This is a genomic window from Kosakonia sp. S57, from assembly GCF_016516575.1.
GTDB lineage: Bacteria > Pseudomonadota > Gammaproteobacteria > Enterobacterales > Enterobacteriaceae > Kosakonia > Kosakonia cowanii.
The window spans coordinates 255,289-268,286 of the sequence record NZ_JACVUL010000002.1; the positions used below are offsets into that span (position 1 = coordinate 255,289).

Genomic DNA, 12,998 nt, shown 5'->3' on the forward strand with positions numbered 1-12,998 from the left:
AGGTCACACAATGAGCACTTCAACCGTCACGCTATACGTCACCTATTACGGCGATCCGCAGAGCCGTTTTGACCGGGACTATTACGTCAACAGTCATATTCCGCTGGTGATCAAAGCGTTCCAGCCCTATGGCCTGCTCAGCGCAGCCGCCCTCTTCCCGGCCGTTGAGCAGACGGGAACCGTCGCCATCGCCGAGTGCGTTTTCCGCGATGAGGAGGCGATGAAAGCGGCGTTTAACTCGCCAGAAGCGCCGGAAGTGACGGGCGATGTACCGCACTTTACCGATCTGACACCGAGCATGTTGCGCGCCGTTGCGCTTTAAGCGCTAACCAGTAAGGCCGGTGCTGATGCACCGGCCTTATTGTTTTTACTGTGCGGCAAGTGCCGCCACAAAGTCGCGGTAGGTGTGCAGCGGGCGCCCAAGCAGTGCCACCAGCCGCTCCCGATCGCCCCCATTTGGGATCATGCCGTGGCTGACGTAGCGCTCGGCCATCAGGCGCATTTCATAGGCCATCCATTTCGGCATAAATTCCGTCATGCCAGCTTCAAAGGCGTCCGGGCTGTCACCGCCATACATCACCTCGCGCCCGAGCACATCGCGCCAGATTGCCGCCGCATCATTACCCGTCAGCGTATCGGGGCCAACGAGATTAATGGTCTCGACGGGCAGCTTCTCGCTCGCCTGGTCGCGCCGAAGCAGCTCAATAGCCGCTACCTCGGCGATATCACGCGTATCCACCATCGCCAGCCCGCGGCTGCCAATCGGCATCGGGTAAACGCCGTGGTTAACGACCACCTCCTTAATCATCGCCTCATTATCGATAAAGTAGGTAGGGCGCAGAATGGTGGCGCTGAAGTTCATCTCGGTAAGCATGCGCTCGGCGCCATATTTAACCGCGAAATGCGGCACATTGACGGCGGCATCCGCGCCAAAAACCGAGAGATAAACCACGCGCTCAACGCCCGCTTCCCGTGCGATGTTGAGCGTAATCAGCGTCTGGGTAAATTCATCGGCGGCAACCGCATTGAGTAAAAACAGGGTCCTGATGCCGCTAAAAGCAGCGCGCAGGGCGTCGATATCCAGCAGATCGCCCTTAACTACCTCCACATTGTCAGCAAAACCGGCTTTTGCGGGATCGCGGGTCAATACGCGGACATCAGCGCCGCGGCGAAGCAGCTGGTCAACAACGTGGCGGCCAACGCGGCCGGTCGCTCCGGTAACAAGAATGGTCATGATGTTTACTCCGTACTTTCTGGTGGGTGTAACCAGAGACTATGCCGATCCATTTTTGCCCGGAAGAGGCTATTATTTGCACACTCCGTTCCAAAAATGAGACAGCTAATGGATATCAACGCTTTAAGAGAGTTTCACCTTATCGCGGCAGCGGGCGGGATTGGCGCTGCCAGCCGTGCCAGCGGTAAACCTAAAGCCACCCTTTCTCGCAGGCTGACCGATCTCGAAGAGGCGCTGGGCGTGCGGCTGGTGGAGCGCGGCGGCCAGAAGCTGAAGATCACCGAAGCGGGCGAACGTCTATTGGCGCGCACGCTGGGCGCGATCCGTGAAATTGATGAAGCGGCTGAAGCGGCGCGGGAAGATAACGCCGCGCCCGCAGGGTGGCTGCGCGTTGCTGCCCCGCTGCTCTTTTCGCAGCTGGCGCTGGGGCGGCTGATGGCGGAATTTCGCCAGCGCTATCCGCAGATCCATATTGAGATTGTCTCGGAAAACCGCATGAGCGATTTAGTGGAGGAGCAGTTTGATGTGGCGATCCGCATCAACCCGCAGGCAAACAGTTCGCTGGTTGGCCGATGCTTCGCCAGGGACACGCTAGTGCTGGTCGCCGCGCCTGCTATCAGCCTGCCCGAAGTGGATGGGCAAAGCGTGCCGTCGATCCCGGCGGTAGTGATGTCAACGCATATCGAAGGGAGTGACTGGATCGTAGATAAGGGGCAGCGCCGCTTTACTCCGCAGCCGGTGATGCGCCTCTCCTCACTGCTGACCGTCCGCGATGCAGTGTTGTCCGGTGCTGGTGCGGCGATGGTGCCGAAGTCGATCGTCAGCGCTTATCTTGCGAGTGGGGAACTGATGAGCTGGGGAGAGGCCGATACGCTTACCGAGCTGTGGGTGCTGCACACCTCACGTCGGCTTCAGAGCCCTAAAGTGAAGGCCTTTGTAGAGTTTATCTGCGAATACTATCCCGCTGGCTGGTTCTCTACCTGAGGCGAGCGGGAAATGTGAGGAAAGAAGCATTGGCGCCAGTTACTGCTCGCTGACGGCAACGCCCTCACGCGCAACGAGGCTGATAGCGGATTCATAAACTTCGTTCATCCCATCCACCGCCTGCGCTTTCCCCTTTTTCAACTGCTCGAGAATCCCCTCTTTTTCAACGCGTTTCCCCGCTGTAATTAATGAGGATACCGCGTGCCCGATAACCATATAGACTTCACTTACACGTTCTGAACTTATGATATCCATTCACTTCCCTCCCGCGTAGATGCCACACCCGTAATTACTCGCTGCCCGAGCAGTTAAGTGAGCAAGGTATGTCGATGTTGTCCGATATATTTATAAAGTAATTTACCCGCAAAATCATCACTGTTTTATGAGGATTGTCTGAAGGTGAGTTAAATATTTTTTCGATTTTAAAGAAGATGTTAGATATTGATACTGCTGAAGGTTTTATGACAATAAAAAATGAAAAGGGGTTTTATGAAAATAATCTGGCGGGCCATCAGACGTTAAAAAAGTGGCAGGGGACATCATCTCCTGCCGACTATAATCCGACAACGGCACCGTAACCTTGTGCGCTTTATAATCCCAGTGTGACGGAGAAAGCTTAGAAAAACCTTAACGCCCCGGCCTTTTTCGAGATGTTAACCAGCGCCGCTCGCTGAAATATGCCGATGCCACCCCCCTGGTTTTTGCTTAAGGATCTACTCAGCTAAACAGCCGACGCGAGGTATGATATCGCTTCAGTCACATGCGGAGCAGAAGATGGATAAGGATACACTGGTTACCCTGGTGAAATTTAAGCGTTGGATGGATGGCGAAACCCTGAAAGCCATCAAGGCGATCGACGAACCGGCGCACCCGCAAAAGCGCCACCTGATGATAAGGTTGATGAACCATATTTATGTCGTCGACATGATTTTCAGAGCCAATCTCACCGGTCAGCAGCATGGTTACACCGCGCTAAATACCCCGGAAACACCTACGCTTGAAGAGCTTGAAGTGAAGATGGCCGACTGCGCCGCGTGGTATATCCAGCATGTTGACGCCCTCTCCTCGAGCGATCTGGAAAAAGTCATCACCTTCCGTTTTGTCGACGGTGGTCACGGCGAGATGCGCGCCATCGATATGCTCAACCATGTACTGTTTCATGGCACCTATCATCGCGGCGCGGTCGGCTGGATGATTTCAGAGTGCGGCAGCGTCGCGCCGAAGGATGTGCTGACGGTTTTTCTGCGCGATCATAATCACTAACTTGTCTGAAGGTTTGCAGGGCATTCAGCCGCCATTAAGCATAATAAGTACGCGCAGCGACCTGCGCGTACTCCTGAAAGGGTTTTACTCTACAAAAGTCAGCTTAGTAGCATCGTCAGAGTGGGTGATAAAAGCACCTCTGCCACTGTTATCCTCGATCCACATTTTGCCCATTACAGGGTCGGTGGCTTCGCGATAGCCAAGCGAGACCAGATAATGCTTGATAGCATCAACATCAGCCTGCCCATCGTACTCAATCTGATTTGTCTGAGGTGCCGGACCGTCTGCCGCTCTGAAATGGAGCATGACCACTTTACCGAAATGAGGGGCATTTTTTATCTCATCAGGGGTCAACAGTCGGTATGCCAGCCAGTCTGATGACGTGTAATCCACACTGTCAGACATATAGACCGACGCGAATTTATAACAAACGGCTGACAACAGCAGAACGATCAATACCAATGCATATTTAGTCACTCTGCTCATCGGAATTTGTCCTGAGGCTTTCGACCAACATTCATAAGCACACCATTGTTTGAAATTACCCGCACGGTATCACGCGAAAAATCACTCCAGGGCTGAACACACTTCATAAAGCCCGGCAGTTCACCGTACCAGGGGCGGGCACCTTTATTCTTATCAGGATCAGGGAACAGAAGCGGCTGGAATAGCCGATTTTTGTAGCGCCCAATTTCCCCGTAGTGATCCCATCGTTTAAGCGCCTCCGCCTTACTAACGAGTTTTAGCTGAGCGAAGTAATTCATAGGACGTATCACCCGGTAGAAACCAAGCAAATCTGATACAAGATCCTCTGCGCTAAATCCACTGTTGGTAGCCCATGAAAAAGGTACCGACGCCTGCCGGCTTTCAAAACGGCCAGCTGTAATCATCATCATCGCCAATACGATACTATGCCTGACATGCAGAGGGGTTCCCTTTTTTACCATCCAAAGAAGATAGACGCCGGTGCCTAGCGTATGGTTTCGCTGGTACATCGATTGTGAATAAACCACCTCATAGTAAGGTGCACTCCCCTTTTCCCCCTCAGCCATCTGTTCCAGAATCCTTTTGATATCCCGACCCAGAGCATGCCCCAGATCTATCCAACCCAATATTTGCGAATAGACCAAACCAACAGGTGCGCTCAGTTCTGTTGCAGGATCAATTATGTCAGTCCGTTTGCTCATAATCTTTCGCCTAATCTTGTACTCGTGATTGTTAACATGTTGCTCAGCCAATATCGTCACCGCGATATTTAAAACGATCCCTGCATAATACCGTTCACGAAGAGGCAAACTGCGCGCCCTCCCGGAAGGAAAATAAAATCAGAAAAACGCCCTGCGGATTAAAAGCGGTGTGTTCCTATGGAGATGTAGAAGAGAGAAACTGACTAATAGTTAAGGCTGATGTATTAGGTTCGCATTTCAAGGCAGATCCATACAATATCGAGCATTTAAGGAGCCAAACCATGCTGATGTACACCACCATAGGCAGCAACGATTTACCGTCGATGACGCGTTTCTATGACGCGATTTTCACGGTGCTGGGCGTGCCGCGCACTCCTGCGTGGAGTGAGTCCTGGGCGATGTGGGGCGAGCCGCCAGACCAGGGATTCAGTTTTTGCATCTGCCCGCCGTTCGATAAAAAAAGGGCGACGCCGGGTAACGGGACGATGTTCTCCTTCCGGGCAAGCAGCGCAGAGCAAGTAAGGCAATTTCATGCCGCAGGGCTGGAAAATGGCGGCAGCGATGAGGGTGCGCCTGGTCTCAGAGAAGACTACGGGCCGGATTTCTATGTCGCCTATTTGCGGGATCCAGAGGGGCACAAGCTGGCCTGCGTATGCCATCCGTGGCACCCGGAAATAGATAACCCAACCTGATAGTTCTTGTGTTATTACTGGTCAGGCTTAAAAACCTGTCCAGAACGGCCTTTATCCTAAGGGCTTATGCATAAGGATTCGATGTCATGGAAATCAGCATTCAGACCCCACTGCTGCACTCACTGCCGTTAAGCCAGCGCAGCGGATGCAATGTGTGGCTGAAAATGGAGTCTGCCCAGCCCACCGGCTCGTTCAAACTTCGCAGCGCGGCACATGCCTGCCGCTATTATGCAGAACAGAGCGCAAAAGGCTTTATCAGTTCGTCGGGCGGCAATGCGGGCATCGCGGTGGCGCACAGCTGTCGCAAACTCGGCCTGCCGGTCACCGTCGTAGTGCCTGAAACCACCTCCCTGCGGGCGAGAGAGCTGATTGAGCAGGAGGGAGCCACTCTTGTGGTGCACGGCAACGTCTGGAGTGAGGCGAACGACTATGCCCTCTCTTTAGCCACCGATGAGGTCATTTATATTCACCCCTTTGATAACCCACTTCTGTGGGCGGGCATCAGCACGCTGGTGGATGAGGTGATCGCCGCAGGCGTGATCCCGGATGCCGTGATCCTCTCGGTCGGCGGCGGCAGCCTGCTCTCCGGCATCGCTCAGGGGCTGGAAAAACATCAGTTGAGCCATATCCCGATCTATGCCGTTGAAACCGAGGGCACCGCGTCGCTGAACGCCTCGGTTAATGCCGGTAAGCTGGTGCGTCTGGAGAAGCTGAGCGGCATCGCAACGACCCTTGCCGCAAGCCAGGTGTGTGAAAATGCGTTTAACGTCGCCAGCCGTTTTGAGGTGAGAAGCCAGGTTGTTTCTGACGCTGAGGCCGTGCGCGCCTGCCGCCTGTTGCTGGACGATCATCGCGTACTGACCGAGCCTGCCTGCGGCGTGTCGCTCTCGCTGCTCTATGACAACAAACTCCGCTTTGCTCCCAGCGATAATGTGCTGGTAATTGTCTGCGGCGGAGCATCGGTGACGCTGGAAAGCCTGCTCGGCTGAAGAAAAGCGCCACAGCGCGTTAAAACGTGGCGGTAAGGGCGCACGCCCCTACCGCCGTGCCTGTTACCACTCGACGCAGATTTTCCCCAAGTGGGAACCGCTTTGCAGATGAGCAAAGGCTTCGCTCAGCGCCTCATAGCTGAAGGTGCGATCGATGACTGGCTTCTGCTTCATTACTTCCAGCGCTTTCACAAAATCGATCTGATCCTGGCGGCTTGCCACAATCACCCCTTTGATCTGCACCTGTTTCGCCAGCAGGGAGAGCACCGATACGCTGGCTTCATCGCCAGACAGGATACCAATCTGCGCGATATGCCCGCCGACTTTCACCGCTTTCAGCGACTCTTTCAGGGTAGCCGGGCCGCCCACTTCCACGACGTGATCGACGCCGAACCCCTGGGTCAGTTCAAGCACTTTATCTCCCCATTCCGGCGTGGTTTTGTAGTTGATGGTCTCATCCGCGCCCAGCTCGCGCACAACGTCGAGCTTCTTATCGGAAGAGGAGGTGGCGATAACTTTCGCGCCCATCGCTTTCGCAATTTGCAGCGCCGCGATGGAGACACCGCCAGTGCCCTGGACCAGCACCGTTTCGCCCGCTTTCAGGTTGCCATCCACCACCAGCGCCCGCCAGGCGGTCAGTGCTGAGGTAGTGATGGTCGCGGCCTCTTTGTGGCTCCATCCCTGCGGCGCATGGGTAAAGGCATTTTGCGAGCGCACAACGTACTCACTTGCCATACCATCAACGCCGTCACCGGGGGTATGAGCAAAGCCGCTCACCTCAGGGCCTGGCTTACCTGCCAGCCAGATGGGGAAAAAGGTAGAGACTACATTATCGCCGACGGCAAACTCCTCAACGCCCTCGCCCACCTCTTCGACCACGCCCGCGCCGTCGGAGAGCAGAATACGGCCATACTCAGTCGGGAACTGGCCGCTAGCAACAATCAAATCATGAAAGTTCAGCGAGCTGGCTTTAATCGCAACCCGAATTTCACCCTTGCCGGGTCTGCCCGGATCGGCGATATCTGAGACGGTAATGTTTTCCAGGCCGCCCGGCGCGTTAAGTGTGACTGCTTTCATCATGCTTCTCCTGTTACAGCGTAAATTTGCGTTAACCAGCCTAAATCATAGGATCACTTTGTTAAAGGCGAGCGTTTTTGTGACCCGGCACACACCGCCCCCGGCGTGGACTTATATCCCCTTGTTATGCCATGATGCTAATTGGTTAAATTTTTGTATATATGCCCGCCAGCCAGGGCTTATACAGATGGCATACTCGTTCAGGCGATAAGTAATGGCGTATTTGAATTCTTTATTGACGTTTATCGAAGGCAGGCCGGCGCTGGCCATTGTTTTAAATATTATTCTGCTGATCGTCTCTGGCATGTTTGCGCACCTGATGTGCAAATTCCTGCTGATTAAGGTGGTGCGTAAAGTCTTCTTTGCCAGCCATAAAAAAGATGTGCCGCTGGAAAAAGATCGCCGTATCGCTGAAAAGTTATCCAACTTCGTACCGGTTCTTACGGTCTATTACCTGCTGCAATTTATGGAAAATATGCCAGCCTCGCTGGTAACGGCAATAAATACCATCTGTGGAATTTTGTTCTTTATTTTTCTGTCGGTATTCTTCAACGAGATGCTGGATATCGTTAATAGCTCCTATTTGCGCAAGACGAAGCGTAAAAATCACTCGATTAAGGGCTATATCCAGATAGGTAAAATCTTAATTCACGTTATTGCCGCGATCATGATCCTCGCGGTGATGTCGAACAAATCACCAGCCATTATTATCTCCAGCCTCGGTGCGGTGGCGGCGGTGCTGATGCTAGTGTTTCAACACACCCTGCTTTCGCTGGTCGCCAACGTGCAGGTCTCCTCAAATGATGTCCTGCAACTCGGAGACTGGATTGAGATGCCGGATAAAAACCTCAGCGGTGAAGTGACCGATATCGCGCTGCACACCATTACTATCCGGAACTGGGATAACACCATCTCCCGTATTCCGACAAAAAACTTCCTCACCGAAACCTATACCAACTGGCAGGCGATGTTTTCCTCCGGCGCGCGCCGCATTATGCGCAGCACCAATATCGATCAGCACTCGGTGACCTTTCTCTCACAGGAGATGCTGGCTCCCATGCTGGCAATACGCGGCGTGAGTGAACCGCTGTCAAAACTGCTTGATGGCCGCGATCCGATGGGCGTGGCGGACAGCTGGTTTATTGATAATGGCCTGACGAATTTGACGCTTTTCCGCCACTACTTAATGGCTTATCTCGCCGAGCGGCAGGATATTGTCAAAGAGATGTACATTGTCGTCAGGACACTAAAGCCGTCACCGGCCGGTATTCCACTGGAAATTTACTGCTTCACCACGTCAACTCTGTGGGCAGATTATGAGAATACGCAATCGGCGATATTTGAATATATCACCGCGGTAGCAGGACAATTCTCCCTGCGCTTATATCAGTATCCCGCCGGCCACGATTTCTGGCGTTTATCGCAGCAGCACGCGATAGAGAAAAGCGCGCCATCCAGCGAAGGCTGACAAGCTTAGCGGGTCACAGCAGCGCGGGTCACCTCCCGCGCCTTACCTCAGATAAACATCACACATTGCGTCGGGAAAATATATTTTCCCGACGCAATGTGCATGCGCGTAATTCATAAACAAAAAAAGAAAAGGACAAAAAAAGATATATTTCACACTTAGGATCTTTATCAAAAAATAAAAAAAGAAAAACCCCTTTCCATTGCGGAACTTTATACCCGTAGCAAAAATCATTATTACCGTTGTGATATGAGCAAAGAAAAATGAAAAAAACTCGTATTGTAGTGATGATGATAGGCGCTATTTCAGGTACCGCGTACGCAGACTCAGAGCAGTTAATCCCCGATTTTTCCCCCGAAAGCTTTTCCGCCTCCGCCTCTGCCGGGATGCTGAGCGGTAAATCGAATGAGCTAGTCTATGACGAAATAACAGGGAGAAAAATCAGCCAGCTTAACTGGAAGATAAAGAATGTCGCCATTGTGAAAGGCGATCTCTCCTGGACCCCCTACTCCTTTTTAACCCTCAACGCCCGCGGCTGGACGTCACTCGCCTCCGGGGCAGGCCATATGGATGATTACGACTGGCTGAATGAAAGCCAGTCAGGCTGGACCGATCACTCCACCCATCCTGACTCGGATGTCAATTACGCCAATGAGTTCGATCTCAACCTGAAAGGCTGGATTTTCCAGGACGCGAATTATAAAGCGGGCGTGGTGGCAGGCTATCAGGAGACGCGATTCAGCTGGACGGCGCTCGGCGGCGCTTACGATTATGACAACGGCGCCTCAGTGGGTAACTTCCCGGCAGGCGAACGCGGGATTGGTTACAGCCAGCGCTTCACCATGCCCTATGTTGGGCTGGCGGGTCAGTACCGCATTGATAACTTCGAATTCAATGCGCTGCTGAAGTTCAGTGACTGGGTGCGCGCGCATGATAACGATGAACACTATATGCGCGACCTCACCTTCCGTGAGAAGACCAGTAACTCGCGCTATTACGGTGCGTCACTTGATGCCGGCTACTACGTCACGCCACACGCGAAAGTGTTTGCTGAGTTCACTTACAGCAAATATAAAGAGGGCAAAGGCGGGACGCAGGTTATTGACACCACCAACGGCGGATCGGAATTCATCGGTGGCGATGCTGCGGGTATTGCCAACAAAAACTACACCATCACCGCCGGTCTGCAATATCGCTTCTAAACCCGCGATATGACACCGCATAAAAAGCCCCTGATGGGGCTTTTTTATCTCCGCTATTTAGCTGCAATAAACCCGGCAATCGCCGCCGTCACCGCATCGGCGGCTTCCGTTGGCGGATGGTGGCCAGTTTTTGCCAGCGTGAGCAGTTGAGCATTGGGCAGAAGCGCGGCGATCTCTTTGCTTAACTCAACCGGGGTTGCCCTGTCCTCTTCCCCGACAATCACCAGCGTCGGCGCAGCGATCGTCGGCAAAAGGTGGGTGATATCGCCCCGGTCAAACACGGCGGCATCCAGCGCCAGCGCTAATCCTTCGCGGTTGTGAGCATGCATCATGGCACGCTCTTCGGCGGCCTCATGAGGGTGGTTTTGCAGCCATTCCTCACTGTTTACATAGGCCTGAAGGGTGGTAAAAAGCGCCTCCCGCGCCGCATCGGAACCACTGAGCAGGATTTCGCGCTGCCTGCGCCACATCTCCAGCCGTTCAGGCAACTCCGCACGCGCGCTGGTGCCAATCAGCACAAGGCCTGCCAGAAGCTGCGGATAATTCGCCGCCAGCCGCAGCGCCACCATCGCGCCCTGGCTCTGCCCAACGATGGTGACCTTGCCGAGCGCCAGTTCCTCAATCATCAGCGCCAGATCGCGGCTCAGATCATCAAGCATCCAGCCGGTGGGATCGTACCCGCTCAGGCCGTGTCCCGGCATATCAACAACGATGCAGCGATAAGCGTGGCTCAGGGCCTGAACCTGTGCGGCGAAAATGTGATGGCTGGCGAAAAGCCAGTGGGCAAAAAGCAGCACTGGCCCTTCGCCGATATCGCGGTAACGGTAGAGCGTGCCATTGATGCGTACCTGCTGCAGCGACCACTCATCATCCTCGTTAAAGGCTCTTGCCAGCAGCGCCGAATCTTCAAAGATTTGATAACGGCGAATCTTCCCGTTCGTGACCGTGAAGTGAATGATCATATCGCTGCCAACGGTGTGCTGCGTGCTCACCACCGTGTGGCGAAAACGCCCCAGCACCAGCACGCTGTCGTGCTGCGCGATAATCTCATTAATGACAAATTCCCGCGGCCTGAAGTTCTGCGGGAAAGCCATTAACCAGCGCCGGACCTGCTCAGGCCCCTGCAACAATCCAACTGTCGAGACGCCTGGCTCGCCGTCAATATGCCACACCACATCGTCGGCCAGCAGGCTGACAATCTCATCCACCCTGCCCGCGGCGAACGCCGCAAGGTAGGTTTCCACGACCTGCTTCGCTGTGACTTCCATCTGCTCACTCCTGTTTTTCGAATAGTAATGCCGTAACAGAAGTCTATTTTTTCCATATTTTGAAAACTACGGATAAAATCGGCGAATCATTTTGCATAAACAGAAAACAGAGAGCATGGACTGGAACGATTTACGCTTCTTTTTGGCCGTTGCGCGCACCAACAGCCTGACTAAAACTGCGGCCACGCTAAAGGTGAGCCAGTCGACGGTGTCGCGCAGAATTAGCGCACTGGAAAGCAGCCTGCGGACCAGCCTGTTTCTGCATCATCAGACCGGCTACTTTCTTACCGATGCCGGGCAGGCGCTGCTGAGTTATGCCGAAGAGGTGGAGAGCCGGATTGGCGCGCTGGAGCACGCCTTTGCCGGAGGCGATGGCGAAGCGGCGGGAACCGTGCGCCTGGCGACGGCAGAGACACTTGCCAACCACCTGATTATCCCGGCCCTGCCGCAGTTCCAGGCCGATTACCCGGCGATCCACCTCGAGCTGATTACCGGGGTCAACACCGTCTCGGTGGTACGAAACGATGCCGATATCGCGCTGCGCCTGGTGCGCCCGGAGCAAAACACGCTGAAGATCCGCAAAGCCGGGGTGATGGCCTCGGCGGTCTACGCAGCAGAGCGCTATCTGCGCACTCACCCTGCGCCAGAAGATGCCCCCTTGAGCGGACGGCGCTTTATTACCTGGGACAGTTCGTTCAGCCATCTTCCCGCCGCCCGTTGGTTTAATGAGCAGGTTGAAGATAAAACCTCTGCGCTTGCCACCACCAGCCTGGTGACTCAGCTCTCTGCCGTCAACGCCGGGCTTGGGCTGGCAGTGCTGCCCTGCTTTATCGCCGCGCAGCAGCCGGGATTAGTCGAAGTGATCCCACCCGGCCAGGTGCTGAGCGAAGATCTCTGGCTGGTGACCCATGCCGATCTTATCGCCTCGGCACGCATCAAAGCGGTGGCGGAATTTTTAATGACTCTCCTCGCCCGGGCAAACATGGCCTGAAGAACATTACTCGCCGCCACGCGGGTTTATGCGCCGCCGCGGCAGCGTATCAAGCAAGCGGTTAAGCTCGGTTCGCTGGCGATACTGCGCTGGCGTATCGATATCGCAGTGGATCCCCGGCTCATCGACGGCAACCGTACAGGTGCCGATCTGGCGAACAATCGTCTTTAAGCTGCTGTTGGCGGGCGCGTTGCTGATAAGCGCAAGCGCCTGCGCCGGGAGCAGCACCGGATGGCCCTGGCCCTGGTCATAACCGGGAACCAGGCAGTGGTCATGATCCGCATGCTGCCATAACGCGCTGTAAACCGAGGGCGACACTTCTGGCATATCGCCCAGCGCCAGAAAAAAACGCCGCGAGGTGACCGCCGCCGCGCCACACTTTACTGAAGAGAACATCCCTGAGGCGTAATCAGGGTTGTGGACAAGCGTAATGGCGGGCTGACCGTGATAGTAGCGCGCCAGCTCATCGCCACGATGCCCGGTAACCAGGATCACCCGGTCGCAGAGCGAGAAGGCGCTGCGAAGCGCACTGTCGAGCAGCGTGCCCGCCCCCCAGGGCAGCATCATTTTCCAGTCACCCATCCGGCTGGATAACCCGGCCGCCAGCATTACGCACTCAATCAACGCCTTTTCACTCATCGCT

General features: G+C 54.6%; 16 protein-coding genes and 1 pseudogene. 10 read left to right on the plus strand and 7 right to left on the minus strand.

What is annotated here, in order from left to right:
* Positions 1 to 10: 10 nt before the first annotated feature.
* On the plus strand, positions 11 to 322 hold the full coding sequence (locus IAE48_RS03025; protein ID WP_200133421.1) for an EthD family reductase: 312 nt from the start codon (positions 11 to 13) through the stop codon (positions 320 to 322).
* A 45-nt stretch (positions 323 to 367) separates the two neighbouring features.
* On the opposite strand, the gene IAE48_RS03030 is transcribed toward IAE48_RS03025, so the two are convergent.
* A complete protein-coding gene (locus IAE48_RS03030) occupies positions 368 to 1,234 on the minus strand; it encodes an SDR family oxidoreductase (protein ID WP_200133422.1) in 867 nt (288 codons plus the stop codon).
* A 108-nt stretch (positions 1,235 to 1,342) separates the two neighbouring features.
* Here IAE48_RS03030 and IAE48_RS03035 point away from each other — a divergent pair, with 108 nt between their 5' ends.
* Positions 1,343 to 2,218 (plus strand): LysR family transcriptional regulator, encoded by an 876-nt coding sequence (locus tag IAE48_RS03035; protein WP_200133423.1) that lies wholly within the window; start codon positions 1,343 to 1,345, stop codon positions 2,216 to 2,218.
* A 39-nt stretch (positions 2,219 to 2,257) separates the two neighbouring features.
* Here IAE48_RS03035 and IAE48_RS03040 read toward each other — a convergent pair whose 3' ends face one another.
* Entirely contained in the window at positions 2,258 to 2,473 is a 216-nt protein-coding gene (locus IAE48_RS03040) for a hypothetical protein (RefSeq protein ID WP_094421395.1), read from the minus strand.
* Between the two features lie 176 nt (positions 2,474 to 2,649).
* On the opposite strand from IAE48_RS03040, the gene IAE48_RS03045 reads away from it, so the two are divergent.
* Both IAE48_RS03045 and IAE48_RS03050 read left to right on the plus strand, forming a co-directional pair.
* On the plus strand, positions 2,650 to 2,796 hold the full coding sequence (locus IAE48_RS03045; protein ID WP_157737680.1) for a hypothetical protein: 147 nt from the start codon (positions 2,650 to 2,652) through the stop codon (positions 2,794 to 2,796).
* Between the two features lie 196 nt (positions 2,797 to 2,992).
* Entirely contained in the window at positions 2,993 to 3,481 is a 489-nt protein-coding gene (locus tag IAE48_RS03050; protein WP_094421397.1) for a DinB family protein, read from the plus strand.
* 84 nt (positions 3,482 to 3,565) lie between these two features.
* Here the strand turns inward: IAE48_RS03050 and IAE48_RS03055 are convergent, their stop codons facing one another.
* Entirely contained in the window at positions 3,566 to 3,967 is a 402-nt protein-coding gene (locus IAE48_RS03055; RefSeq protein WP_200133424.1) for a hypothetical protein, read from the minus strand.
* A complete protein-coding gene (locus tag IAE48_RS03060) occupies positions 3,964 to 4,776 on the minus strand; it encodes a hypothetical protein (RefSeq protein ID WP_233631383.1) in 813 nt (270 codons plus the stop codon). Before IAE48_RS03060 ends, IAE48_RS03055 begins: the two co-directional genes overlap by 4 nt.
* A 173-nt stretch (positions 4,777 to 4,949) precedes the next feature.
* Here IAE48_RS03060 and IAE48_RS03065 point away from each other — a divergent pair, with 173 nt between their 5' ends.
* Together IAE48_RS03065 and IAE48_RS03070 are read left to right on the plus strand one after the other, a co-directional pair.
* Positions 4,950 to 5,360 carry a VOC family protein gene (locus IAE48_RS03065; RefSeq protein ID WP_200133425.1) on the plus strand — a complete coding sequence of 137 codons (411 nt, stop codon included), beginning with the start codon at positions 4,950 to 4,952 and terminating at the stop codon, positions 5,358 to 5,360.
* Positions 5,361 to 5,446: 86 nt separating this feature from the next.
* Complete coding sequence (locus tag IAE48_RS03070; RefSeq protein WP_200133426.1) at positions 5,447 to 6,349, plus strand: pyridoxal-phosphate dependent enzyme; 903 nt, start codon at positions 5,447 to 5,449, stop codon at positions 6,347 to 6,349.
* Between the two features lie 63 nt (positions 6,350 to 6,412).
* Here IAE48_RS03070 and IAE48_RS03075 read toward each other — a convergent pair whose 3' ends face one another.
* A complete protein-coding gene (locus IAE48_RS03075) occupies positions 6,413 to 7,426 on the minus strand; it encodes an NAD(P)-dependent alcohol dehydrogenase (RefSeq protein WP_200133465.1) in 1,014 nt (337 codons plus the stop codon).
* A gap of 214 nt (positions 7,427 to 7,640) precedes the next feature.
* Here IAE48_RS03075 and IAE48_RS23985 point away from each other — a divergent pair.
* The 3 genes and pseudogenes from IAE48_RS23985 to IAE48_RS03085 all read left to right on the plus strand — a co-directional run bounded on the left by IAE48_RS23985 (position 7,641) and on the right by IAE48_RS03085 (position 10,096).
* A pseudogene (locus IAE48_RS23985) lies at positions 7,641 to 8,061 on the plus strand (hypothetical protein).
* 107 nt (positions 8,062 to 8,168) lie between these two features.
* Positions 8,169 to 8,894, plus strand: a complete 726-nt coding sequence (locus IAE48_RS23990) for a mechanosensitive ion channel family protein (protein ID WP_370568937.1) — start codon at positions 8,169 to 8,171, stop codon at positions 8,892 to 8,894.
* 263 nt (positions 8,895 to 9,157) lie between these two features.
* A complete protein-coding gene (locus IAE48_RS03085; RefSeq protein ID WP_200133428.1) occupies positions 9,158 to 10,096 on the plus strand; it encodes an omptin family outer membrane protease in 939 nt (312 codons plus the stop codon).
* 53 nt (positions 10,097 to 10,149) lie between these two features.
* Here IAE48_RS03085 and IAE48_RS03090 read toward each other — a convergent pair whose 3' ends face one another.
* Complete coding sequence (locus IAE48_RS03090) at positions 10,150 to 11,364, minus strand: alpha/beta fold hydrolase (protein ID WP_200133429.1); 1,215 nt, start codon at positions 11,362 to 11,364, stop codon at positions 10,150 to 10,152.
* A gap of 115 nt (positions 11,365 to 11,479) precedes the next feature.
* On the opposite strand from IAE48_RS03090, the gene IAE48_RS03095 reads away from it, so the two are divergent.
* Positions 11,480 to 12,355 carry a LysR family transcriptional regulator gene (locus tag IAE48_RS03095; protein ID WP_200133430.1) on the plus strand — a complete coding sequence of 292 codons (876 nt, stop codon included), beginning with the start codon at positions 11,480 to 11,482 and terminating at the stop codon, positions 12,353 to 12,355.
* Positions 12,356 to 12,361: 6 nt separating this feature from the next.
* On the opposite strand, the gene IAE48_RS03100 is transcribed toward IAE48_RS03095, so the two are convergent.
* The gene (locus IAE48_RS03100; protein WP_200133431.1) at positions 12,362 to 12,994 is read right to left on the minus strand and encodes an NTP transferase domain-containing protein; all 633 of its coding nucleotides are present in this window, start codon (positions 12,992 to 12,994) and stop codon (positions 12,362 to 12,364) included.
* Positions 12,995 to 12,998 lie beyond the last annotated feature (4 nt).